Source organism: Streptococcus sp. GMD6S (genome assembly GCF_000297015.1).
Map to the genome: position 1 here is coordinate 57,256 of NZ_AJRH01000005.1, position 20,685 is coordinate 77,940.

General features: G+C 40.1%; 27 protein-coding genes and 1 other annotated feature. Of the genes, 21 read left to right on the top strand and 6 right to left on the bottom strand.

Annotation, left to right across the window (positions count from 1 at the left end; genetic code table 11):
* Positions 1–12 precede the first annotated feature (12 nt).
* From GMD6S_RS01345 to GMD6S_RS01375, 7 genes are all read left to right on the top strand, one after another.
* Positions 13–1,272, top strand: a complete 1,260-nt coding sequence (locus tag GMD6S_RS01345; protein ID WP_000870139.1) for a TRZ/ATZ family protein — start codon at positions 13–15, stop codon at positions 1,270–1,272.
* Between the two features lie 61 nt (positions 1,273–1,333).
* Positions 1,334–1,469: a sequence feature (ribosomal protein L10 leader region), on the top strand.
* Positions 1,470–1,507: 38 nt separating this feature from the next.
* Positions 1,508–2,008 carry a 50S ribosomal protein L10 gene (gene rplJ / locus GMD6S_RS01350; protein WP_001287275.1) on the top strand — a complete coding sequence of 167 codons (501 nt, stop codon included), beginning with the start codon at positions 1,508–1,510 and terminating at the stop codon, positions 2,006–2,008.
* A gap of 74 nt (positions 2,009–2,082) precedes the next feature.
* Positions 2,083–2,451: a 50S ribosomal protein L7/L12 gene (rplL, locus tag GMD6S_RS01355; protein WP_001196964.1), complete on the top strand. Its 369-nt coding sequence runs from the start codon at positions 2,083–2,085 to the stop codon at positions 2,449–2,451.
* Positions 2,452–2,679: 228 nt separating this feature from the next.
* Complete coding sequence (locus tag GMD6S_RS01360) at positions 2,680–3,582, top strand: DUF2268 domain-containing protein (protein WP_001166696.1); 903 nt, start codon at positions 2,680–2,682, stop codon at positions 3,580–3,582.
* Between the two features lie 62 nt (positions 3,583–3,644).
* On the top strand, positions 3,645–4,013 hold the full coding sequence (locus GMD6S_RS01365) for an EXLDI protein (RefSeq protein WP_009013639.1): 369 nt from the start codon (positions 3,645–3,647) through the stop codon (positions 4,011–4,013).
* A gap of 212 nt (positions 4,014–4,225) precedes the next feature.
* The gene (locus GMD6S_RS01370) at positions 4,226–5,230 is read left to right on the top strand and encodes an NADP-dependent oxidoreductase (RefSeq protein WP_000261421.1); all 1,005 of its coding nucleotides are present in this window, start codon (positions 4,226–4,228) and stop codon (positions 5,228–5,230) included.
* Positions 5,231–5,246: 16 nt separating this feature from the next.
* A complete protein-coding gene (locus GMD6S_RS01375) occupies positions 5,247–5,891 on the top strand; it encodes a TetR/AcrR family transcriptional regulator (RefSeq protein ID WP_000444592.1) in 645 nt (214 codons plus the stop codon).
* A gap of 206 nt (positions 5,892–6,097) precedes the next feature.
* Here GMD6S_RS01375 and GMD6S_RS01380 read toward each other — a convergent pair whose 3' ends face one another.
* Together GMD6S_RS01380 and gdhA are read right to left on the bottom strand one after the other, a co-directional pair.
* Positions 6,098–6,583, bottom strand: coding sequence for a GNAT family N-acetyltransferase (locus tag GMD6S_RS01380; protein WP_001053557.1), 486 nt, complete (start codon positions 6,581–6,583; stop codon positions 6,098–6,100).
* 31 nt (positions 6,584–6,614) lie between these two features.
* Entirely contained in the window at positions 6,615–7,961 is a 1,347-nt protein-coding gene (gene gdhA / locus GMD6S_RS01385) for an NADP-specific glutamate dehydrogenase (protein WP_000199514.1), read from the bottom strand.
* 205 nt (positions 7,962–8,166) lie between these two features.
* Here gdhA and GMD6S_RS01390 point away from each other — a divergent pair, with 205 nt between their 5' ends.
* From GMD6S_RS01390 to GMD6S_RS01420, 7 genes are all read left to right on the top strand, one after another.
* Entirely contained in the window at positions 8,167–9,102 is a 936-nt protein-coding gene (locus tag GMD6S_RS01390) for a dihydroorotate oxidase (RefSeq protein ID WP_000255165.1), read from the top strand.
* 32 nt (positions 9,103–9,134) lie between these two features.
* Positions 9,135–10,172, top strand: a complete 1,038-nt coding sequence (gene holA / locus GMD6S_RS01395; RefSeq protein ID WP_000879628.1) for a DNA polymerase III subunit delta — start codon at positions 9,135–9,137, stop codon at positions 10,170–10,172.
* 69 nt (positions 10,173–10,241) lie between these two features.
* On the top strand, positions 10,242–10,847 hold the full coding sequence (gene sodA / locus GMD6S_RS01400; protein ID WP_000974733.1) for a superoxide dismutase SodA: 606 nt from the start codon (positions 10,242–10,244) through the stop codon (positions 10,845–10,847).
* Between the two features lie 155 nt (positions 10,848–11,002).
* Positions 11,003–11,533, top strand: a complete 531-nt coding sequence (locus GMD6S_RS01405) for a YutD family protein (protein ID WP_001224385.1) — start codon at positions 11,003–11,005, stop codon at positions 11,531–11,533.
* Between the two features lie 20 nt (positions 11,534–11,553).
* The gene (rlmN, locus tag GMD6S_RS01410) at positions 11,554–12,639 is read left to right on the top strand and encodes a 23S rRNA (adenine(2503)-C(2))-methyltransferase RlmN (protein WP_000804751.1); all 1,086 of its coding nucleotides are present in this window, start codon (positions 11,554–11,556) and stop codon (positions 12,637–12,639) included.
* Between the two features lies 1 nt (position 12,640).
* Positions 12,641–13,120 (top strand): VanZ family protein, encoded by a 480-nt coding sequence (locus tag GMD6S_RS01415; protein WP_000163102.1) that lies wholly within the window; start codon positions 12,641–12,643, stop codon positions 13,118–13,120.
* Position 13,121: 1 nt separating this feature from the next.
* Positions 13,122–14,663 (top strand): ABC-F family ATP-binding cassette domain-containing protein, encoded by a 1,542-nt coding sequence (locus GMD6S_RS01420; RefSeq protein WP_000025360.1) that lies wholly within the window; start codon positions 13,122–13,124, stop codon positions 14,661–14,663.
* Between the two features lie 42 nt (positions 14,664–14,705).
* Here GMD6S_RS01420 and GMD6S_RS01425 read toward each other — a convergent pair whose 3' ends face one another.
* The gene (locus GMD6S_RS01425; RefSeq protein WP_000600214.1) at positions 14,706–14,945 is read right to left on the bottom strand and encodes a zinc-ribbon domain-containing protein; all 240 of its coding nucleotides are present in this window, start codon (positions 14,943–14,945) and stop codon (positions 14,706–14,708) included.
* 27 nt (positions 14,946–14,972) lie between these two features.
* Positions 14,973–15,779 carry a peptidylprolyl isomerase gene (locus tag GMD6S_RS01430; protein ID WP_000731940.1) on the bottom strand — a complete coding sequence of 269 codons (807 nt, stop codon included), beginning with the start codon at positions 15,777–15,779 and terminating at the stop codon, positions 14,973–14,975.
* 217 nt (positions 15,780–15,996) lie between these two features.
* On the opposite strand from GMD6S_RS01430, the gene rpsP reads away from it, so the two are divergent.
* From rpsP to GMD6S_RS01460, 6 genes are all read left to right on the top strand, one after another.
* Positions 15,997–16,269: a 30S ribosomal protein S16 gene (gene rpsP, locus GMD6S_RS01435; RefSeq protein WP_000268760.1), complete on the top strand. Its 273-nt coding sequence runs from the start codon at positions 15,997–15,999 to the stop codon at positions 16,267–16,269.
* Between the two features lie 19 nt (positions 16,270–16,288).
* Positions 16,289–16,528: an RNA-binding protein KphA gene (gene kphA / locus GMD6S_RS01440; RefSeq protein ID WP_000379615.1), complete on the top strand. Its 240-nt coding sequence runs from the start codon at positions 16,289–16,291 to the stop codon at positions 16,526–16,528.
* Positions 16,529–16,569: 41 nt separating this feature from the next.
* Complete coding sequence (locus tag GMD6S_RS01445) at positions 16,570–16,914, top strand: MazG nucleotide pyrophosphohydrolase domain-containing protein (RefSeq protein WP_000654122.1); 345 nt, start codon at positions 16,570–16,572, stop codon at positions 16,912–16,914.
* 618 nt (positions 16,915–17,532) lie between these two features.
* Positions 17,533–18,051: a ribosome maturation factor RimM gene (gene rimM / locus GMD6S_RS01450; RefSeq protein WP_001105876.1), complete on the top strand. Its 519-nt coding sequence runs from the start codon at positions 17,533–17,535 to the stop codon at positions 18,049–18,051.
* Entirely contained in the window at positions 18,041–18,760 is a 720-nt protein-coding gene (trmD, locus tag GMD6S_RS01455) for a tRNA (guanosine(37)-N1)-methyltransferase TrmD (protein ID WP_008289256.1), read from the top strand. Before rimM ends, trmD begins: the two co-directional genes overlap by 11 nt.
* An 11-nt stretch (positions 18,761–18,771) precedes the next feature.
* A complete protein-coding gene (locus tag GMD6S_RS01460) occupies positions 18,772–19,110 on the top strand; it encodes an ATP cone domain-containing protein (RefSeq protein ID WP_001196045.1) in 339 nt (112 codons plus the stop codon).
* A gap of 27 nt (positions 19,111–19,137) precedes the next feature.
* Here GMD6S_RS01460 and GMD6S_RS01465 read toward each other — a convergent pair whose 3' ends face one another.
* A complete protein-coding gene (locus GMD6S_RS01465) occupies positions 19,138–19,458 on the bottom strand; it encodes a hypothetical protein (protein ID WP_001250031.1) in 321 nt (106 codons plus the stop codon).
* Between the two features lie 103 nt (positions 19,459–19,561).
* Between GMD6S_RS01465 and GMD6S_RS01470 the strand changes: the two genes are divergently transcribed.
* The gene (locus tag GMD6S_RS01470; RefSeq protein ID WP_000807417.1) at positions 19,562–19,780 is read left to right on the top strand and encodes a YdbC family protein; all 219 of its coding nucleotides are present in this window, start codon (positions 19,562–19,564) and stop codon (positions 19,778–19,780) included.
* A 33-nt stretch (positions 19,781–19,813) separates the two neighbouring features.
* On the opposite strand, the gene GMD6S_RS01475 is transcribed toward GMD6S_RS01470, so the two are convergent.
* Positions 19,814–20,371: a TetR/AcrR family transcriptional regulator gene (locus GMD6S_RS01475; RefSeq protein WP_001107630.1), complete on the bottom strand. Its 558-nt coding sequence runs from the start codon at positions 20,369–20,371 to the stop codon at positions 19,814–19,816.
* Between the last annotated feature and the right edge of the window lie 314 nt (positions 20,372–20,685).

Consider the following 20,685-nt stretch of genomic DNA (forward strand, 5'->3'; position numbering starts at 1 on the left):
AAGGAGAAAACAATGAAAGTCTATCATCATCTAAATATCGTGACTTGTGACCAAGATTTCCATGTTTATTTGGATGGTATCTTAGCCGTTAAGGACTCTCAAATCATCTATGTCGGTCAAGAGAAACAAGAAATTTTAAATCAAGCCGAGCAGATTATAGACTATCAGGGAGCCTGGATTATGCCTGGTTTGATCAATTGCCATACCCATTCAGCTATGACAGGATTGAGAGGGATCCGAGATGACAGCAATCTCCATGAATGGCTCAATGACTATATCTGGCCAGCAGAAGCAGACTTCACTCCTGACATGACTACAATAGCAGTCAAGCAGGCTCTGACAGAGATGCTCCAGTCAGGAACAACAAGCTTCAACGATATGTATAATCCCAATGGTGTGGCGATTGAGCAAATTTATCAGGCAGTCAAAGCTTCCAAGATGCGTGGTTATTTCTCACCGACCCTCTTTTCTTCAGAGGCAGAATCAACTGCTGAGACTATGAGCAGAACACGAGCCATCATAGAGGAAATCTTAGGATATGAAAACCCAAATTTCAAGGTTATGGTGGCTCCACATTCTCCCTACAGTTGTAGTAGAGACCTTCTGGAAGCAAGCTTAGATATGGCAAAAGAGCTGGACATTCCTATCCATATCCATGTGGCGGAGACCAAGGAGGAATCAGGAATTATCCTGAAACGATACGGCAAACGCCCCCTCGCATTTCTAGAAGAACTAGGTTACTTAGATCATCCGTCTGTCTTTGCTCACGGGGTCGAATTAAACGAGAGAGAAATTGAACGTTTGGCAACCTCTCAAGTGGCCATCGCTCACAATCCTATTAGTAACCTCAAACTGGCCTCAGGGATCGCTCCAATCATCCAACTGCAAAAAGCAGGAGTAGCAGTCGGAATTGCGACTGACTCAGTTGCTTCCAATAACAATCTAGATATGTTTGAGGAAGGACGGACCGCAGCCCTTCTTCAGAAAATGAAGAGTGGAGATGCCAGCCAATTCCCTATCGAGACAGCCCTTAAGGCACTGACAATCGAAGGGGCTAAGGTTCTAGGAATGGAAAATCAGATAGGAAGCCTAGAAGTTGGCAAACAGGCAGATTTTCTGGTCATTCAACCACAAGGAAAAATCCATCTTCAACCTCAGGAAAATATGCTCTCTCACCTGGTTTATGCTGTCAAATCCAGTGATGTTGACGATGTTTATATCGCTGGAGAACAGGTGGTTAAGCAAGGCAAAGTTTTGACAGTAGAGATTTAAAAAATTTTAAAAAAAGTTTGCAAAAATCTTGCATTCTTTTTTTGTCTATGCTATACTTATATACGGTTTGAAAAAACTGCCTAAGACAGTAGGGGAGCTCGACTCATAAAGATCCTACCGAGGACAAAACGTATCATGTAAAAAGAAGCGTATTGTACTTTCGTGTCTAGGTTTGGGCGCGTTTTTCTTTTGGAAAAATTCCCCAAGCAAAATAATTACGGAGGTGAACACACTAATGAGTGAAGCAATTATTGCTAAAAAAGCGGAACTAGTTGACGTAGTGGCTGAAAAAATGAAAGCTGCTGCATCTATCGTCGTTGTAGACGCTCGTGGTTTGACAGTTGAGCAAGATACAGTTCTTCGTCGTGAGCTTCGTGGAAGCGAAGTTGAGTATAAAGTCATTAAAAACTCAATCTTGCGTCGTGCAGCTGAAAAAGCTGGTCTTGAAGATCTTGCATCAGTATTTGTTGGACCATCTGCAGTAGCATTTTCTAACGAAGATGTTATCGCACCAGCGAAAATCTTGAACGATTTTGCTAAAAACGCTGAAGCACTTGAAATCAAAGGTGGTGCAATCGAAGGCGCTGTCGCATCTAAAGAAGAAATCGTTGCTCTTGCAACTCTTCCAAACCGCGAAGGACTTCTTTCTATGCTCCTTTCTGTACTTCAAGCGCCAGTGCGCAACGTTGCTCTTGCAGTCAAAGCGGTTGCAGAAAACAAAGAAGACGCAGCTTAATCTTAAGCTACGCAGCGTAGCCTAGCTACGGAAAAACTATTATAAAATTAAAAACTTATTTGGAGGAAATAACAATGGCATTGAACATTGAAAACATTATTGCTGAAATTAAAGAAGCTTCAATCCTTGAATTGAACGACCTTGTAAAAGCTATCGAAGAAGAATTTGGTGTAACTGCAGCTGCTCCTGTAGCTGTTGCTGCAGCTGGTGCTGCTGACGCTGGTGCTGCTAAAGATTCATTTGACGTTGAGTTGACAGCTGCTGGTGACAAAAAAGTTGGCGTTATCAAAGTTGTACGTGAAATCACAGGTCTTGGACTTAAAGAAGCTAAAGAACTTGTTGATGGTGCACCAGGTGTCATCAAAGAAGGCGTTCCAACTGCAGAAGCTGAAGAAATCAAAGCTAAATTGGAAGAAGCTGGAGCTTCAGTTACTCTTAAATAATAGAGCAACTACATTAGTAGCTTAAAAACATGATTAAACCGCTATTCTTAGGAGTAGCGGTTTTTTCTGTTTAGAATGGTAAATCTACCTCTAAATTATAGTCTGATACGAAAGTTCTAGGGTGCTTTTTCTAACAGTTACTAGAATCTTGATAGAAATTCAATTTTCTTCTTGACTCTGACCTTAGGTAAGGGATTATACTAATAATAGATAAGAAAGGAGATTACTATGCAAATCAATATGATTCGTTCAGATGAAGTTTACCAAGAGATGCTCGAGCTTCCTTTGGAAAAGAGAGAGGGCTGTTTTCGAGCTAAAATATTAGCACCTTTTGCTACGAAATACCAAACTCAACATATTCCTCTGAAAGCCAAGTATCCCGGAGGATTTGATGCTTTGTTCCTACTTGGTTTTATGAATCAGCTACCCGGAACTCTGTCAGAGAAGGATAGACCAGCTATCGACGCTCTGAGCTCTGATCAACTCTGGCAAGACTGCCAGAATACCATCAAGAGGAGTATTGGTCTTTTTGAGCAGGCTGGCTATGACTTAGAGGTTGAGGATTACCATTTTACTATTTTATTGGGCAACCCTGAAAAGCCCATGTTACAGCTCAATAAGGGTTATAGTGGAGATGGTGGAATTCCAGGCTACCTCATGCTTAGTCTGCTACCAAATGACTATACTTTACCCCGTGTGCAGGCGGCGTTAGCCCATGAGTGCAATCACAATGTCCGCTTTCAATTTGTCAAATGGAACCAGCAGACGACACTAGCAGACTGGGTAGTCAGTGAAGGATTGGCAGAGTTTTTTGCTGCTGAGCTCTATGGCAAAGATCTCATTGGGCCTTGGGTTACTTCAACCAGTCCAGAGCAGTTAGAAGAGATTAAGCCCATCATCTCAAGTCAGCTTCAGCTAACGGGGATGGCGGAAATGGCACCATATCTCTACGGTGATGAAATAGCTAAGATACAGGGTCAGATACCAGTTGGAATGCCTTATGCTGCGGGCTATGCTTATGGCTATCATCTGATACAAGCCTATCTGAAAATGACTGGCAAAACTATTATTGAAGCAACTGTGACACCAACGGAACAGATTTTAGAGGCGACTAAAGATTTTTGGAAATGACACTTTTGCTTGAAAATCTGCCAGAGTCTGATATAATGAAAGTAATTTTTGGAGGTGACTATATGCACTATAAAAGAGTTGAATTAAAAGTTACAAATCAAGGTATCCATGAGCGCAAGATCTTTCAAGGTGTTAAGATTTTCAGTCGTAGCAAGTTGTCCAAAGATCAGAAAAGTATTCTAACACAGAAGCTTTACCTGACACCGAAGCAAAACATTGTTTACTATCAACGGAAAGATATCAACTATGACCAGAACTGGCATCATAATAAGGACTATTATGAGCTAGCTTATGGCCAGTTGGACAGAGAGACGGTTTTTAAGGTTTGCCAAGATTTTGACGACCTGACTCCTTTTATAGAGGATGAGCTGCTGGAGAAGCTAAAAGAAAAGCGGTCAGCAGGCAAATTTTTTGAAAAATTAGATATATAAAAATCCGACTGCTTTCATAAGCAGTCGGATTTCTCTAATTTATAGTTTGATAATTTTTCATAAGGGAAAATAGATCTATTTTTATCATGAACAGCTAACTTAGTTAGAAATTGTAGAAACAGTATAGTTGAAATCTATGAAGAATAAGTGTATAATCAAAAAAATGATTGAGTGCTCACTCAATTTTGTAGATGTGTAAAGGAGTTCATACAATGGTTGTTCAAGCAATACAATATAGTCGTTTCGGTGATGAAGAAGTGTTAGATTTAGTGAACATTAAATCTGATTCTTTGAAACTGAATCAAGTGAGGGTAGAAGTTCATGCAGTTGGTTTAAATCCTATTGATTATAAGACTTTTGAAGGTGCAAAGCCACTCCGATTTCTATCTTTTATGACAAAACTCAGGAAGCCAAGTCGTTGGTTTGAGTCAAAATCATCTCTTTTTCCAAGAGGTGTTGGTCGGGATTTTGCTGGAGTTATCACAGAAGTTGGTGAAGGAGTAAATCGGTTTGCAGTAGGGGATAAGGTTTTTGGAACAATGATCAGTGACCCTGGATTGGGTACCAAGAGGGGAGCTTTGGCAACAGAAGTTTGTGTCAATGAATCAGAAATTGTGTTGAAACCAGAGATGATTGATATGAACCATGCAGCTACTATGGGTGTAGCCTCTCTAACAGTGGGAGGTGCTTTTAGAAAGATTGATCTAAACTCTAAAGATGTTGTAGTTATTTCAGCAGCAGCAGGTGGTATTGGAAGTATCGCAGTACAGTATGCAGTTGCTAAAGGTGCGACAGTTATTGGAATTGCAAGTAAGAAAAATTCAGATTATCTAAAGTCCTTAGGTGCCATACCAGTAGCTTACGAAGGAAACATCCAGAATGCTCTTCTATCAGCAAGTCCAACGCCGATTACAAAGTTCTTGGATTGCTATGGAAGTGATTATGTTAAATTGGCTTTCAGTTTGGGATTGAAGGGCACTGCTATTGGAACGTTAGTACCTTCACCATATGTTATGATAAGAGGTGCTCAGTTCACGGGTCCGAGACATTCCACATATGATGATTTTAGAGTTCTAGCGGAAATGGTCTCAGATGGGAAGGTTCGGCTGAATATTGATCAGGTTTATGATTTTTCTCTAAAGTCTGTTAGAGAGGCATATCGTAGTCTGAAGTCGGGACACACTCGAGGTAAGAAGGTTATAAAAGTAAGAGAGTAGCAGAGAGGTGCCAGCAATGGAAAGTTTAGAACAAAAGTATGCTCAGACATTAGAAAATAGCAACTTGAGTTTAAAACAACGTCAAGTATTATTATCAAGTCTAAAGCTATTTTCAGAAATTGGCTTTGAAAATACAACAGCCAGCCTTATTGCTAAGGAGGCTGGAGTTTCAGAAGGGACCGTTTTTAGTTACTTTAAGACCAAGGAAGGCATCTTAGAGGCTATTCTGTCAACTTTTCTCGAACAGGTTATTCCAGATGTAATTGCTGATTTTTCTGAGAAGAAATTTACAGCAAGCCAAGAGAGTTTTCCAGTGTTTTTGAGAAGCATTGTTCGAGATAGACTAGTTTTCATTCAGGAGAATCAAATGCAAGTTAAAATTCTCTTGAGTCGTTCTTTTATTGATGAAACTACTTCTGACCAGTTAGGGAATGTTATTGTTCACTCTATCATTAAGTCAATTAGTCCAGTTCTGAATCAGTTTAAAGAGAATGGTGTTATCCGAGATTGGTCAAACGAAAGAATTGTTCGCTATATTTTAGCCTTGAGTCTTTCTTATGCTCTTCCAATGATGTTGAATGATAATGAGGACCTAGACATAGATGAAGCAGTAAATGAAATAGTTGAATGTCTGTCTTTTGCCTTAGTAGAAGTAAAATAAATCTTGATTTTAAGCTTACTATTTTAAATAGTGAGCTTTTTTGAAGCCAACATAAAAATCCCCAATCATAATGATTGAGGATTAAGCAAATGAATCTTAAACAATACCTTAACTATCATAGCCTTGGCTACATTGTTAAAAGTTGTTTTAACTGTGTGGAGGATCTTGATCCTGATGTCTTCGAGTCGATCATAGTATACTGCCATCTATTCATCTGACAAGAGAGATTTTATCATCCAGATATTCATAGCTGGGTGGCCGGCGGCGTTAGAAAGTGGTTGTTTTAGTGCTGTAAAATCATAGTGTTGATAGATGGTCACAGCCGTAGCCAGTTCAGTAGTAGTTTCTAGATAAAGCTGTTCATAACCTGCTAGGCGGGCTTCCTGGAATATGCGCTTTATCAACCTACTGGAATAACCTTTGCCACGACTGTTTTTAGTGACATACAGTTTTTGTAATTCAGCAATCTTATCAGACACAGGTGCAAAGCCACCACAGCCAACCAGCTGATCTTCATCTTCCAGAATAAAGTAAGCTGCTCTCTCTTGCTGTTGATAATAGTCGGCCAAATGATCTAGATGAGAATCAAAGTAGACAGTTCCTGGTTTGTCAAGCCCGAATTCTTCAAGGCTAGCTCGAATGAGTTGTGCTACAGCTGGATTGTCTTTTACTTCCATTGGCCGTAAGTTCATCATTAGTCCTCCGATAGGATGTATCGACTAGTTAAACAATACCTTGTGCAATCATAGCGTTTGCTACATTTTCAAAGGCAGCAATGTTAGCTCCTGCAAGGTAATCAGTACCAAGACCGTACGTTTCAGCGGTTGTTTTAGCTGTATTAAAGATATTGGTCATGATATCTTTGAGACGGCCGTCAACTTCTTCACGTGTCCATGAAAGGCGAAGGCTATTTTGGCTCATTTCAAGGGCTGAAACGGCTACACCACCAGCATTAGCAGCTTTGGCAGGTCCGTAAAGGATTCCGTTTTCTTTGTAGACTTTAATCGCGTCAAGGTCACTAGGCATGTTAGCACCTTCTGAAACGCAGATAACTTCTTGAGCAACCAAACGTTTAGCTGCGTCACCATTGATTTCGTTTTGAGTCGCACATGGAAGAGCGATGTCGTAGTTACCAGCGTAAGTCCATACAGAACCTTCATGGTAAGTAGCAGTTGCTTTCTCAGCTGCATACTCAGTCAAACGAGCACGGCGTTTTTCTTTAACATCAACCAAAAGATCGAAGTCAATACCATTTTCATCGATGACATAACCGTTTGAGTCAGATACAGAGATAACAGTCGCACCAAGTTCAGTCGCTTTTTGAAGAGCATATTGAGCTACGTTACCAGAACCTGAAATTACCACTTTCTTACCAGCAAAACTGTTACCATTAGCTTTGAGCATTTCTTCAGTGTAGTAAACCAAACCATAACCAGTTGCTTCTGGACGAATCAAGCTACCACCAAATCCAAGAGGTTTACCAGTCAAGACACCCGCATCAAATTGGTTAAGACGTTTGTACTGTCCGTAAAGGTAACCAATTTCACGTCCACCTACACCGATATCACCAGCAGGTACGTCAAGAGATGGTCCGATGTATTTTTGTAATTCTGTCATAAAGCTTTGGCAGAAGCGCATCACTTCAGCATCAGTCTTCCCTTTAGGATCGAAGTCTGATCCACCTTTACCTCCACCGATTGGAAGTCCAGTCAAAACGTTTTTAAAGATTTGTTCGAAGCCGAGGAATTTCAAAATCCCTTGGTTTACAGTTGGGTGGAAACGAAGTCCGCCTTTATATGGTCCAACAGCTGAGTTGAATTGAACACGGTAACCACGGTTCACTTGGACTTTTCCATCGCGGTCAACCCAAGGAACTCGGAAAGAAATTACGCGCTCAGGCTCAGTGATACGTGCCAAGATGTTTTCTTCGATATACTCGGGATGTTTTTCAAATACAGGTTCCAAAGTGCTGAAGAATTCTTCAACCGCCTGGAGAAATTCAGCCTCATGCCCGTTACGAGCTTTCACAGTTGCAAACACGCTTTGGATATAGTCTTTAGCAGATGTCATATCGTTCTCCTTTTTGTTGTTATATTTTATTACATGAGCCATTATAGCAGAATTTTTTTTGAGTGTAAAGAAAAAAACAGAAATTTTCTAAAAATTCTTTCAATTTACAAAACCGAACGTTTTATATAGAAATTAGTTTCTCAAAGAGAAAATCTTAAAGTATGGTATAATATTAGAAATAAAAGGAATCTGGAGGATCAGAATCATGGTATCAACGAAAACACAAATAGCTGGCTTTGAGTTTGACAATTGCTTGATGAATGCAGCGGGTGTGGCTTGTATGACGATAGAAGAGCTTGAAGGGGTCAAAAACTCAGCGGCGGGTACTTTTGTTACGAAGACTGCGACCTTGGACTTTCGTCAGGGCAATCCTGAGCCACGCTACCAGGATGTTCCACTTGGTTCTATCAACTCCATGGGCTTACCAAATAATGGCTTAGACTACTATCTGGACTATCTTTTGGACTTGCAGGAAAAAGAGCCAAACCGAACTTTCTTCCTATCTTTAGTTGGCATGTCTCCAGAAGAAACACATGCCATCTTGAAAAAAGTTCAAGAGAGTGAATTCAAAGGACTGACAGAGCTTAATCTCTCTTGTCCAAACGTTCCAGGAAAACCTCAGATTGCCTATGATTTTGAAACAACAGACCGTATCTTGTCAGAGGTATTTGCCTACTTTACCAAACCTCTTGGAATCAAGTTGCCACCATATTTTGATATTGTCCACTTTGACCAAGCGGCAGCTATTTTTAACAAGTATCCACTCAAATTTGTTAACTGTGTTAACTCTATCGGGAATGGTCTCTATATCGAAGATGAGTCTGTCGTTATTCGCCCTAAAAACGGTTTTGGAGGCATTGGTGGAGAGTATATCAAACCGACTGCTCTAGCGAATGTGCACGCCTTTTACCAACGTTTAAATCCCCAAATCCAAATCATCGGAACGGGTGGCGTTCTTACGGGTCGTGATGCCTTTGAACATATCCTCTGCGGTGCGAGTATGGTGCAAGTAGGGACCACTCTTCACAAAGAAGGTATCAGTGCTTTTGAACGCATTACCAATGAACTAAAAGCAATCATGGCGGAAAAAGGATACGAGAGCCTAGAAGATTTCCGTGGGAAATTGCGCTATATTGATTAAGTTTAATAAAAAATCAGAAGAAAGGAGAGATGATGCTTGCCATTGAAGACAGTCAGACGTTGACTTTATCAAATCTATCTAGCTTGAATCTATTTACAGGGACAGATCAGGGCCAGTTTGAAGTTATGAAGAGTCAAGTGTTGAAACAGATTGGTTATGATCCAGCTGATCTCAATTTTGCTTACTTTGATATGAAAGAAGTAGCTTATAAAGACTTAGAGTTGGAGCTGGTCAGTCTCCCTTTATTTGCGGATGAGAAAATCGTGATATTAGACCATTTTGTCGATATCACAACAGCCAAGAAACGCTTTTTAGCAGATGATGAGCTCAAGTCGTTTGAGGCATACCTTGATAACCCTTCGCCAACAACCAAGTTATTGATATTTGCAGAAGGAAAACTGGATAGCAAGAGACGATTGGTCAAACTGCTCAAACGTGATGCCAAGGTCTTTGATGCAGTAGAAGCTAAAGAACAAGAATTGCGCCAGTATTTCCAAAAATGGAGCCAGAAACAAGGTTTGAAGTTTGCGGAAAAGTCTTTTGAAAATCTACTCATCAAGTCTGGCTTTCAGTTTAGCGAAATCCAGAAAAATCTCCTCTTTTTACAGTCTTATAAGCCAGGCGATGTGATTGAGGAAAAGGATATTATCGAAGCCATTCCCAAGACTCTTCAGGACAATATTTTCGACTTAACTCAGTTTATTTTAGCTAAGAAGATTGATCAGGCCCGTGACTTGGTCAGAGACTTGACCCTGCAAGGGGAAGACGAAATCAAGCTCATAGCTGTCATGTTAGGACAGTTCCGAACCTTTACCCAAGTGAAAATCTTATCAGATTCTGGTCAAACGGAATCGCAGATTGTAAGCAGTCTGGGGACTTATTTGGGACGCAATCCTAATCCTTATCAAATCAAGTTCGCATTAAGAGATTCGAGAGGGATTTCCTTGGCTTTTCTCAAGCAAGCGATTTCTTATTTGATTGAAACAGACTACCAGATTAAGACAGGTGTCTATGAAAAAAGTTACTTGTTTGAAAAGGCACTCTTGCAGATCGCGGCTGAAGCAAATTGAGCAAAAAACTTGAAAAAAGAGGATGATTGCGTTATCATTTTCTTATAGAAAGAAAAAGAGGTATTACAGATGGCTATTATCTTACCAGACCTTCCATACGCGTATGACGCCTTGGAACCATACATCGATGCTGAAACAATGCACTTGCACCATGACAAGCACCATCAAACCTACGTCAACAATGCCAATGCTGCTCTTGAAAAACACCCTGAAATCGGTGAAGACCTTGAAGCTTTGCTTGCTGATGTAGAATCTATCCCAGCTGATATCCGCCAAGCGCTTATCAACAATGGTGGTGGACACTTGAACCACGCTCTTTTCTGGGAATTGATGACTCCTGAAAAGACTGCCCCTTCAGCAGAACTTGCAGCAGCAATCGACGCAACATTTGGTTCATTTGAAGAGTTCCAAGCAGCCTTTACAGCAGCAGCTACAACACGCTTTGGTTCTGGCTGGGCATGGTTGGTTGTCAACAAAGAAGGGAAGCTTGAAGTGACTTCAACAGCAAACCAAGATACACCAATCTCAGAAGGTAAAAAACCAATCTTGGGCTTGGACGTTTGGGAACATGCTTACTACGTGAAATACCGCAACGTGCGTCCTGACTACATCAAAGCTTTCTTCTCAGTGATTAACTGGAACAAGGTAGACGAGCTTTACGCAGCAGCTAAATAATAAAATATGGAGGGAAGAATTGTTCTTCTCTTTTTAAGGTTTTCAAGCAGAAGTCTGACAGAATCGTCAGACTTTTTTCATTTTCAGGATATTCGTGCCAACTTGTAGAAAATATGGTAAAATAGAGTGTTAAGTAATCGTGGAAAAGGAAGACTATGCGTAAAGAAATTTCACCTGAATTATACAATTATAACAAGTTTCCTGGCCCAGAATTTCAGATAAATGGGGATAAAGTTGAGACTGAAGGGATTGCTTTTACCTTGGTTGAAAATATCAAGGAGGCTTTCGATGTGACCGTCTTTAATCAGCGCTTTTCAGAAGTGTTGACCAAGTTTGATTATGTCGTAGGGGACTGGAGCAATGAACAGCTTCGCCTACGAGGTTTTTACAAAGACGATCGAACAGAGGAAAAAATTGAAAAAATCAGTCGCTTACAGGATTATCTTTTGGAGTACTGTAGTTATGGTTGTGCTTATTTTGTCCTAGAAAACCAAGCACCTAAGCGTGCTTCATTTGACAAGAAAATACGTAAAAAGGAAGAGGAGAATCTTCCTAGAAGAGGAAAGAAACCTTCGCAAAACAAGAGAAAACCAAATGCGGATAAGCGAAATAGACGTCGTCATAAGGACCAAAAGTCTCAGAAAGAGGACAAGGGACAGCGCCATTTTGTCATTCGTCAGAAATAGATAGAGAATAAGGAGAAGAGATGAAACCGTCTATTTATAGTTTAACACGTCAAGCCATGCAAGAATGGGTGTTAGAACAAGGAGAAAAGAAATTCCGAGCAGATCAGATTTGGGAATGGCTCTACCGTAAACGTGTCCAGTCATTTGAAGAAATGACCAACCTTTCCAAGGATTTGATTGCCAAGCTCAATGAGCAGTTTGTCGTAAATCCATTGAAACAACGCATCGTACAAGAGTCAGCTGACGGTACTGTTAAGTATCTTTTCGAGTTGCCAGATGGCATGTTGATTGAGACAGTACTCATGCGTCAACACTACGGTTTGTCAGTCTGTGTGACCACTCAGGTTGGCTGTAATATTGGTTGTACCTTCTGTGCGTCAGGCTTGATTAAGAAGCAACGTGATCTTAATAACGGTGAAATTGTAGCGCAGATCATGCTGGTTCAGAAATATTTTGATGAGCGTGGTCAGGACGAGCGTGTCAGTCATATTGTTGTCATGGGAATTGGAGAACCATTTGATAACTACAACAATGTGTTGAATTTCGTCCGCACCATCAATGATGACAAGGGGATGGCTATCGGTGCTCGTCACATCACTGTTTCAACTTCAGGTTTGGCCCATAAAATTCGTGACTTTGCTAATGAAGGCGTACAGGTCAATCTGGCTGTGTCTCTTCACGCACCCAATAATGAATTGCGCTCAAGCATCATGAAGATCAACCGTGCCTTTCCGATTGAAAAGCTCTTTGCAGCTATTGAGTACTATATCGAAACAACCAATCGCCGTGTGACCTTTGAATATATCATGCTCAATGAAGTCAACGATGGTGTTGAACAAGCCTTGGAATTGGCTGAATTGCTCAAGAATATCAAGAAATTGTCTTATGTAAACTTGATTCCCTATAACCCAGTTAGTGAACATGACCAATATAGCCGTAGTCCTAAAGAGCGCGTGATGGCCTTCTACGATACCCTCAAGAAAAAAGGGGTCAACTGTGTTGTCCGTCAAGAGCATGGTACAGATATTGATGCAGCTTGTGGACAATTACGCTCCAATACAATGAAACGTGACCGCCAGAAGGCAGTCGCAGCGGTAAATCCATAAAATGACTAAAAAAAGAGAATTAATCTTAAGATTGGGAGTGGCTATTTACAGTCTTTGCATTGTCTGTTTTTGTTTTACTCCCCAACCTCAACTTCCTACAGGAGTGGAAACTCCAGGTATTCAAACTTTTGGACGCCTGGTTTTTCTTTTAACTCCCTTAAACTCCTTTTGGAAACTGGGTGAAGTGACTAGTTTGGGACAAGTCCTTTGGATCTTTTTGCAGAACATTTTAAATGTCTTCTTGCTTTTCCCACTAGTCTTTCAACTGATCTATCTCTGCCCAAACTTGCGACAAACCAAAAAAATCATCCTTCTCAGCTTTCTACTGAGTTTAGGAATCGAGTGCACGCAACTGGTCTTAGACTTTTTCTTTGATTTTAATCGCGTCTTTGAGATTGATGATTTGTGGACCAATACCCTGGGAGGCTATCTGGCTTGGGTCCTCTATAAAGGACTGCATAAAAACAAGATAAGGAATTAGAATGAGTATTTTAGAAGTTAAAAATTTAAGTCACGGTTTTGGTGACCGTGCAATTTTTGAAGATGTGTCCTTCCGTCTCCTCAAGGGAGAACATATCGGTCTAGTCGGCGCCAATGGTGAAGGGAAATCAACCTTTATGAGCATCGTGACTGGTAAGATGTTACCAGATGAAGGGAAGGTGGAGTGGTCCAAATATGTGACTGCTGGCTATCTGGATCAGCACGCTGTACTAAAGGAAGGTCAAACCGTGCGTGATGTCTTGCGTACAGCCTTTGATGAGCTATTTAAAGCAGAAGCTCGTATCAATGACCTCTATATGGAAATGGCTGAAGACGGAGCGGATATCGACGCGCTCATGGAAGAAGTTGGCGAACTACAAGACCGTTTGGAGAGTCGTGACTTCTATACTTTGGATGCTAAGATTGATGAAGTAGCGCGTGCTCTGGGTGTCATGGACTATGGCATGGATACAGATGTAACAGCCTTATCAGGTGGACAAAGAACCAAGGTGCTTTTGGCTAAACTCCTCCTTGAAAAACCAGATATTTTGTTGCTTGACGAGCCAACCAACTACTTGGATGCTGAACACATTGACTGGCTCAAGCGTTATCTCCAAAACTATGAGAATGCCTTTGTCCTTATTTCGCACGATATTCCTTTCCTCAACGACGTAATCAATATCGTCTACCATGTGGAAAATCAACAGCTGACGCGTTACTCTGGTGACTATTACCAGTTCCAAGAAGTCTATGCTATGAAGAAATCTCAACTGGAGGCAGCCTACGAACGCCAACAGAAAGAGATTGCAGACCTCAAGGATTTCGTGGCTCGAAACAAAGCGCGTGTTGCAACGCGTAATATGGCCATGTCCCGTCAAAAGAAACTCGACAAGATGGATATTATCGAACTGCAAAGTGAGAAGCCAAAACCATCCTTTGATTTCAAAACAGCTCGTACGCCAGGGCGTTTTATCTTCCAAGCCAAGGACTTGCAGATTGGTTATGACCGTCCTCTGACTAAGCCTTTAAACCTCACCTTTGAACGCAATCAAAAGGTTGCTATTATCGGGGCAAATGGTATCGGGAAAACAACCCTCTTGAAGTCTCTCTTGGGCATTATTCCGCCAATCGCTGGGGAAGTTGAACGCGGTGATTACCTAGAACTTGGTTACTTTGAGCAAGAAGTAGAAGGTGGCAATCGTCAAACCCCTCTTGAAGCTGTCTGGAATGCCTTTCCTGCACTCAATCAGGCAGAAGTTCGTGCGGCCCTTGCTCGTTGTGGTTTGACAACCAAGCACATCGAAAGTCAAATTCAAGTCTTGTCAGGTGGGGAACAGGCCAAGGTGCGTTTCTGTCTCTTGATGAACCGTGAAAATAACGTCTTAGTGCTGGACGAGCCGACCAACCACTTGGATGTAGATGCCAAGGATGAACTCAAACGGGCGCTTAAAGAATACAAAGGAAGTATTCTAATGGTTTGCCACGAACCAGACTTTTATGAAGGCTGGATGGACCAAATCTGGGACTTTAACAAGCTAACTTAAAGGTGCTAAAAAAGCCAAGTCGAAATGACTTGGCTTTTTTGACTAGTAATTTAAATAGTTTTCAACTTCAGATTTCTCAATTTCTTTACCGTAGTGGCAAATCGGACAAGAAACGAAGTAACTTTTACCATAAGGAAAAAGTGGAATCCAGTAGAGGGTAAATTTGCGTCCAGTTTCTACGATCTCCCATGTGTCGACATTGTTACAGTGACCACATTCGATCGCTGTTTGCGTATGTCCCAAATCTTTCTGATAACCTTTAGAACCCCAAAATAAAATCATGTCATCGTCTCCTTATCTGTTGATGGCTTATTTTTTGCTGAAATCGTAGTCTTTTACCACTTCGATACTATCAATGGTGATAGCAGACGTTGGTTTGTCTTTCTCATCTTTTTCAGCCTTGGCAATTTTGTCAACAATATCCATGCCATCGATGACTTGACCAAAGACAGGGTGTTTGCCGTCTAGACTTGGATTTCCACCTTCTTTATAGGCTTCGATGATTTTCTTTGGATACTTGCTTGTAGGGAGTTTAGCTGAAATATCTGTTGAATTTTGGTTGATGAAGAACTGGCTACCGTTGGTGTTTGGTTGACCAGTGTTAGCCATAGCAAGGGCTCCTCGGATATTGTATAGGTAAGGAGAGATTTCATTTTTGAAACCAGTTCCCTTGTCCTTCGTTTTATCCTTATCATGCCAGATAGATTGGCCTCCTGTACCATCTCCCTTAGGATCTCCAGTTTGAACCATAAAGCCATCGATGACACGGTGGAAGGTGATGCCGTTATAGTAGCCTTCCTTAGCGTGAGTAAGGAAGTTTTCAACCGCAAGAGGTGCTAGTTTTGGAAAGAGTTTGATGCGGATATCGCCTTGATTTGTGTGTAAAATGACCTCAGCTTCGTCTTCAGCAACTTCCTTAGAAAGTTGAGGGAAGTTGGCATTGTCATTTGTCAAAGCGTCATTCAAATCTTTGGCAGCCTGAGCAGCTGCTTTTGAGCTTTCTTCAGCAGAGATACTAGAGTCGACATATTCATCACCACGGAGACCACGTTGGATACTAGTACATCCAACAAGGGCTACAGTTGATAGTAAAAGAAGGGTTGCTAGTTTTTTCATTGTTAACCTCTCAAAAATTCATTTCTACCATTGTACCTTAAAAGGAGTTTGATTTCAAATGTAAAAGATTTTACTAAAAATTTCTAGTAGTTAAAAAAATTAAGACTCTGTCAAGTTTTTTTCTTGACACCTGTCAGAAATCTGCTATAATAGAACATGTGCTAAATAGCTCAGCTATTTCACCGAAATAAAAAAATAAGAAAAGAGACATTAAAAAATGGCAGTTAAAATCCGTTTGACTCGTATGGGTTCTAAGAAAAAACCTTTCTACCGTATCAACGTAGCAGACTCACGTTCACCACGTGACGGACGTTTCATCGAAACAGTTGGGACTTACAACCCACTTGTTGCTGAAAACCAAGTAACTTTGAAAGAAGACCGCGTTCTTGCATGGTTGGCTGATGGAGCTCAACCTTCAGATACAGTTCGCAACATCCTTTCAAAAGAAGGCGTATTGAAAAAATTCCACGATTCTAAATTCTCAAAATAAGTTTAAAGTAGGTTGACAGATGGATACGATTGAAAATCTCATTATTGCGATTGTGAAACCTTTGATTTCACACCCTGATGCCTTAACTATCAAGATCGAAGACACGCCAGAGTTTTTGGAGTATCACTTGGATCTTGACCAAAGCGATGTCGGTCGTGTTATCGGTCGTAAGGGTCGCACTATCTCAGCGATAAGAACGATTGTCTACTCTGTCCCAACTGAAGACAAGAAAGTAAGAATCGTTATCGATGAAAAATAAAGAAAGCGGGACAGATGTCTCGCTTTTTTGTGGAGGAGAAGATGAAGGATTTAACCTTTAGACAATTACAAGCTTACTTACTCGAACATTACCAACAGTCTCGAACTGAGGAAGGCCTCTTTATCAAACTAGTGGAGGAAGTCGGAGAAGTAGCTGAGGTCTTGAATGGGCGCTCTGGTCGAAAAGAGGGCGTTCAGGACTCAAACGAGGAACTAGCCAAAGAACTGGCAGATATCATTCACTATACGGTTGCAATTGCGGCCATCAACGATATTGACCTAACCAAAACCATCTTTGACAAAGATAAGAAGTCTGCCATTAAGTATCAGCATGAAAGAGATTTGGAAGGATTTTTGAAGGGAGATTTGAGAAATATTGAACACTGATTATTTTTTAAAAATAGACTGGGCGATGTATATTGATTGGTTATTACGAATTATACAGATTTCGACTTTTATAGGTGTAATTTTAAAAATTAGTTTCCAGAATAAGGCCTATATTAATAATATCGAAATTCAGGCAATTAAACCAATCGAATTTGATTCCTTACTTACATACGAGATTTCATCATGTTTATGAGTTTAAACATAATAAAAATGATAAACATTATAACCATTTGATTTTTTATCCAAAAGAAGTTGATATTGAAATTGTAGAATTTTATTCTTTAATCTATGATTCAAAAAGTAATCGTTTAGTCGTTCAAGATAAAATACATACAGTCAAAAATTTAAAAAATTATACATGCTTATTGATTTATACAAATTTACCTGAGACTATACCTAGTTTAAGAATGAAATGGAAGACAAGTCAAGGTCAAATTGGGGAGTATACATTTTATAGTAATATGTATAACGGGAATATAAATATTTCTTCTTTTAAATATAAATTAACATTAAAGAGGAAACTACTAGCAATTTTGGGATTATAGCTGATTTTCTCCAACTTGTGAAAATCCCTGGAACGTGATAAAATAAAGGATAGAAATAGATACAGGAGACAAGATGAACTACTTTAATGTTGGGAAAATCGTCAATACGCAGGGTCTACAAGGTGAGATGCGAGTCTTGTCTGTGACGGATTTTGCTGAGGAACGGTTTAAAAAAGGGGCAGAGCTGGCTTTATTTGATGATAAAGACCAGTTTGTCCAAACAGTGACCATCGCAAGTCACCGTAAGCATAAGAACTTTGACATTATCAAATTCAAAGACATGTACCATATCAATGCGATTGAAAAGTACAAGGGCTATAGTCTCAAGGTCGCCGAGGAAGATTTGAACGATCTAGATGATGGAGAATTCTATTATCACGAGATTATCGGTTTGGATGTTTACGAGGGTGATAACTTGATAGGAACTATCAAGGAAATCCTACAACCGGGAGCCAACGATGTCTGGGTGGTAAAGCGAAAAGGTAAGCGAGATTTGCTTTTACCTTACATTCCGCCAGTAGTTCTCAATGTTGATATTCCAAACAAGCGGGTCGAAGTGGAAATCTTAGAAGGACTAGATGATGAAGATTGATATTTTAACCCTCTTTCCTGAGATGTTTTCTCCGCTGGAACACTCGATTGTTGGGAAGGCTCGAGAAAAAGGGCTCTTGGATATCCAGTATCATAATTTCAGAGAATATGCTGAAAAGGCCCGTCATGTTGACGATGAACCTTACGGAGGCGGTCAGGGGATGTTGCTAAGGGCTCAACCCATTTTCGATGCCTTTGATGCTATTGAAAAGAAAAATCCGCGCGTCATTCTCCTCGATCCAGCTGGAAAGCAGTTTGATCAGACTTATGCTGAGGATTTGGCTCAAGAGGAAGAACTAATCTTTATCTGCGGTCATTATGAAGGGTATGACGAGCGCATCAAGACCTTGGTAACTGATGAAATTTCCCTAGGAGACTATGTTTTGACTGGAGGAGAATTGGCGGCCATGACCATGATCGATGCGACTGTGCGATTGATACCGGAAGTGATTGGTAAGGAGTCTAGTCACCAGGATGATAGCTTTTCTTCGGGTCTTCTCGAATATCCTCAGTACACTCGCCCTTATAACTATCGAGGTATGGTCGTGCCAGATGTGCTCATGAGTGGGCACCATGAAAAGATTCGCCAGTGGCGGCTGTATGAGAGTCTAAAGAAAACCTACGAACGCAGACCTGACCTGCTAGAAAACTATAAACTGACAGCCGAAGAAGAAAAGATGCTGGCTGAAATCAAAGAAAACAAAGAATAAAGGAGAACCTTATGCAAGTAATCAAACGTAATGGAGAAATTGCTGAATTTGATCCAGATAAAATTTACCAAGCTGTTCTAAAAGCAGCCCAAACAGTTTATGTTTTGACTGATGACCTACGTCAAAACTTAGCTCAAGTTACTAAAAAAGTCGTTTTGGACTTGGAAGAAGCAAAAGTAGAACGTGCCACTATCAGCATGATCCAGTCAATGGTTGAGCACCGCTTGCTTGGAGCTGGCTACATTACAATCGCAGAACATTATATCTCTTATCGCTTGCAACGCGATTTGGAGAGAAGTGGTTATGGCGACCATATCGCTGTTCATCTTCATTTTGAACAAATTCGTTAAGAAAAAGAGTGGGATGCAAAGAACATCTCACTCTTTCTTAAATAGATTTTTCTGAGCTTTTTGTACGGTTGAGGGAACAAAACGAAGTCGTTTAATATCACTGATACGAATGATTCGGGTCACGTTTTTTGAAAAATTTTTGACGATAATTTGTTGGCGATTAGCATCGTGTTTAACAATATCACCCGTAAAACTTGTCTCAGCAAGTATGACATGAACAGCCGTCTTTCTTTGGATGGCTTGTTCAATCATAGCAGTGAGGGAGTTATCCTCGATTTGAGGATGATCATCATTCCCATTGAGAAAACCATGTAGTTTATCTAGAACTAGTTTGAATGTCTGTCTCATAGAATCCTCCCTTCTTATATATCCACATTATATAAAATTTTCCTAAAAACCACAAGATTTTTACGAATAGACTATAGAAAGCATATCACATAAAGGAGTTAAAATGGCAGAATTTACATTTGAAATCGAAGAACACTTGCTCACCTTGTCTGAAAATGACAAAGGATGGACAAAAGAACTAAATCGCGTTAGCTTTAATGGTGCCCCTGCAAAGTTTGACATTCGCGCTTGGAGCCCAGACCATACCAAAATGGGCAAAGGAATCACGCTTTCCAATGAAGAATTTCAGGTAATGGTCGATGCCTTTAAAGGGCAACAATAAAAAGAATCTTGAGTGCAACTCAAGATTCTTTTTTTAGGACACAATATAGTCACACAGAGAAGTTTTAGACAATTGAATAAAAGTCTCTCTATACTCTTCAGGTGGTGTTGGATCATCCTTACGAATCCAGACTTCAATGAAAGAGATTGCCATGGTCGTAATGATATAAGCGATGTCCTCTTTATTAAAATTATATTTCAGTTGGTAATTGACATTCTTTAGTACCCACTCTGAGTATGTTCCACGCAGAAATTCCTTCCAACATGGGTCGACTTGTGTGGTATACAAGGTGTTAACAATTTCCCTTTTTTCGTATATGAGAGGAAGTATATGGTCTGCTAAAAAGCTGATAGGATCTCCATCATTGCTAGGGCAGTACTTATTAAAGACGTTAAAAAAGTGCTGATTGGTCTCTTCGTGAATGTATTCGATAATATCTTCAAAGTTGTTAAAATGCTTTTGATAAATCGCTTGTCGTGAAATACCAGCTTCAGCAGCAATTTCAGTCATTGTAAAGGAACTACGCTGAGGATTTTTCTTAGCTAGTGTGATGAGAGCTCTAATGATTAGCTCACGAGTATTCTTTGCCATAGAATTACCTTTCTACTTATAATTATTTACAGTTATTTTTGAATGAAGAAAAATCAGAATGTTCAAGTTAATATAAACAATCAATGAACATTAAATTTTCTGAATCTTTTAGGTAGCTCTATTGTATCACAAATAATTTATAAAATATAGCTCAATCATTGAAAATGCGTTTTCTGAAAAGTATACAATTGCTAAGAATCCAAAATCAATGGAAGCTTATTTGGTTTGAATCAATTAGAATACTTTTCTACTTTGCATATCGTGAATAGCTGTAATTTGAAGAATAAAACGATTAATATTCATACCGGTATAAG

Excerpts from the sequence above, each read along its gene's own strand:
- GMD6S_RS01375 (WP_000444592.1), top strand. The coding sequence starts at position 5,247 with ATGGAAAGTTTAGAACAAAAGTATGCTCAGACATTAGAAAATAGCAAC.
- GMD6S_RS01470 (WP_000807417.1), top strand. The coding sequence starts at position 19,562 with ATGGCAGAATTTACATTTGAAATCGAAGAACACTTGCTCACCTTGTCT.
- GMD6S_RS01370 (WP_000261421.1), top strand. The coding sequence starts at position 4,226 with ATGGTTGTTCAAGCAATACAATATAGTCGTTTCGGTGATGAAGAAGTG.
- rlmN (WP_000804751.1), top strand. The coding sequence starts at position 11,554 with ATGAAACCGTCTATTTATAGTTTAACACGTCAAGCCATGCAAGAATGG.
- GMD6S_RS01425 (WP_000600214.1), bottom strand. The coding sequence starts at position 14,945 with ATGATTTTATTTTGGGGTTCTAAAGGTTATCAGAAAGATTTGGGACAT.
- GMD6S_RS01420 (WP_000025360.1), top strand. The coding sequence starts at position 13,122 with ATGAGTATTTTAGAAGTTAAAAATTTAAGTCACGGTTTTGGTGACCGT.
- GMD6S_RS01430 (WP_000731940.1), bottom strand. The coding sequence starts at position 15,779 with ATGAAAAAACTAGCAACCCTTCTTTTACTATCAACTGTAGCCCTTGTT.
- GMD6S_RS01465 (WP_001250031.1), bottom strand. The coding sequence starts at position 19,458 with ATGAGACAGACATTCAAACTAGTTCTAGATAAACTACATGGTTTTCTC.
- rplL (WP_001196964.1), top strand. The coding sequence starts at position 2,083 with ATGGCATTGAACATTGAAAACATTATTGCTGAAATTAAAGAAGCTTCA.
- GMD6S_RS01345 (WP_000870139.1), top strand. The coding sequence starts at position 13 with ATGAAAGTCTATCATCATCTAAATATCGTGACTTGTGACCAAGATTTC.
- GMD6S_RS01475 (WP_001107630.1), bottom strand. The coding sequence starts at position 20,371 with ATGGCAAAGAATACTCGTGAGCTAATCATTAGAGCTCTCATCACACTA.
- GMD6S_RS01380 (WP_001053557.1), bottom strand. The coding sequence starts at position 6,583 with ATGAACTTACGGCCAATGGAAGTAAAAGACAATCCAGCTGTAGCACAA.
- holA (WP_000879628.1), top strand. The coding sequence starts at position 9,135 with ATGCTTGCCATTGAAGACAGTCAGACGTTGACTTTATCAAATCTATCT.
- rpsP (WP_000268760.1), top strand. The coding sequence starts at position 15,997 with ATGGCAGTTAAAATCCGTTTGACTCGTATGGGTTCTAAGAAAAAACCT.
- trmD (WP_008289256.1), top strand. The coding sequence starts at position 18,041 with ATGAAGATTGATATTTTAACCCTCTTTCCTGAGATGTTTTCTCCGCTG.
- GMD6S_RS01360 (WP_001166696.1), top strand. The coding sequence starts at position 2,680 with ATGCAAATCAATATGATTCGTTCAGATGAAGTTTACCAAGAGATGCTC.
- kphA (WP_000379615.1), top strand. The coding sequence starts at position 16,289 with ATGGATACGATTGAAAATCTCATTATTGCGATTGTGAAACCTTTGATT.
- GMD6S_RS01445 (WP_000654122.1), top strand. The coding sequence starts at position 16,570 with ATGAAGGATTTAACCTTTAGACAATTACAAGCTTACTTACTCGAACAT.
- GMD6S_RS01460 (WP_001196045.1), top strand. The coding sequence starts at position 18,772 with ATGCAAGTAATCAAACGTAATGGAGAAATTGCTGAATTTGATCCAGAT.
- GMD6S_RS01365 (WP_009013639.1), top strand. The coding sequence starts at position 3,645 with ATGCACTATAAAAGAGTTGAATTAAAAGTTACAAATCAAGGTATCCAT.
- GMD6S_RS01390 (WP_000255165.1), top strand. The coding sequence starts at position 8,167 with ATGGTATCAACGAAAACACAAATAGCTGGCTTTGAGTTTGACAATTGC.
- GMD6S_RS01405 (WP_001224385.1), top strand. The coding sequence starts at position 11,003 with ATGCGTAAAGAAATTTCACCTGAATTATACAATTATAACAAGTTTCCT.
- sodA (WP_000974733.1), top strand. The coding sequence starts at position 10,242 with ATGGCTATTATCTTACCAGACCTTCCATACGCGTATGACGCCTTGGAA.
- GMD6S_RS01415 (WP_000163102.1), top strand. The coding sequence starts at position 12,641 with ATGACTAAAAAAAGAGAATTAATCTTAAGATTGGGAGTGGCTATTTAC.
- rimM (WP_001105876.1), top strand. The coding sequence starts at position 17,533 with ATGAACTACTTTAATGTTGGGAAAATCGTCAATACGCAGGGTCTACAA.
- gdhA (WP_000199514.1), bottom strand. The coding sequence starts at position 7,961 with ATGACATCTGCTAAAGACTATATCCAAAGCGTGTTTGCAACTGTGAAA.
- rplJ (WP_001287275.1), top strand. The coding sequence starts at position 1,508 with ATGAGTGAAGCAATTATTGCTAAAAAAGCGGAACTAGTTGACGTAGTG.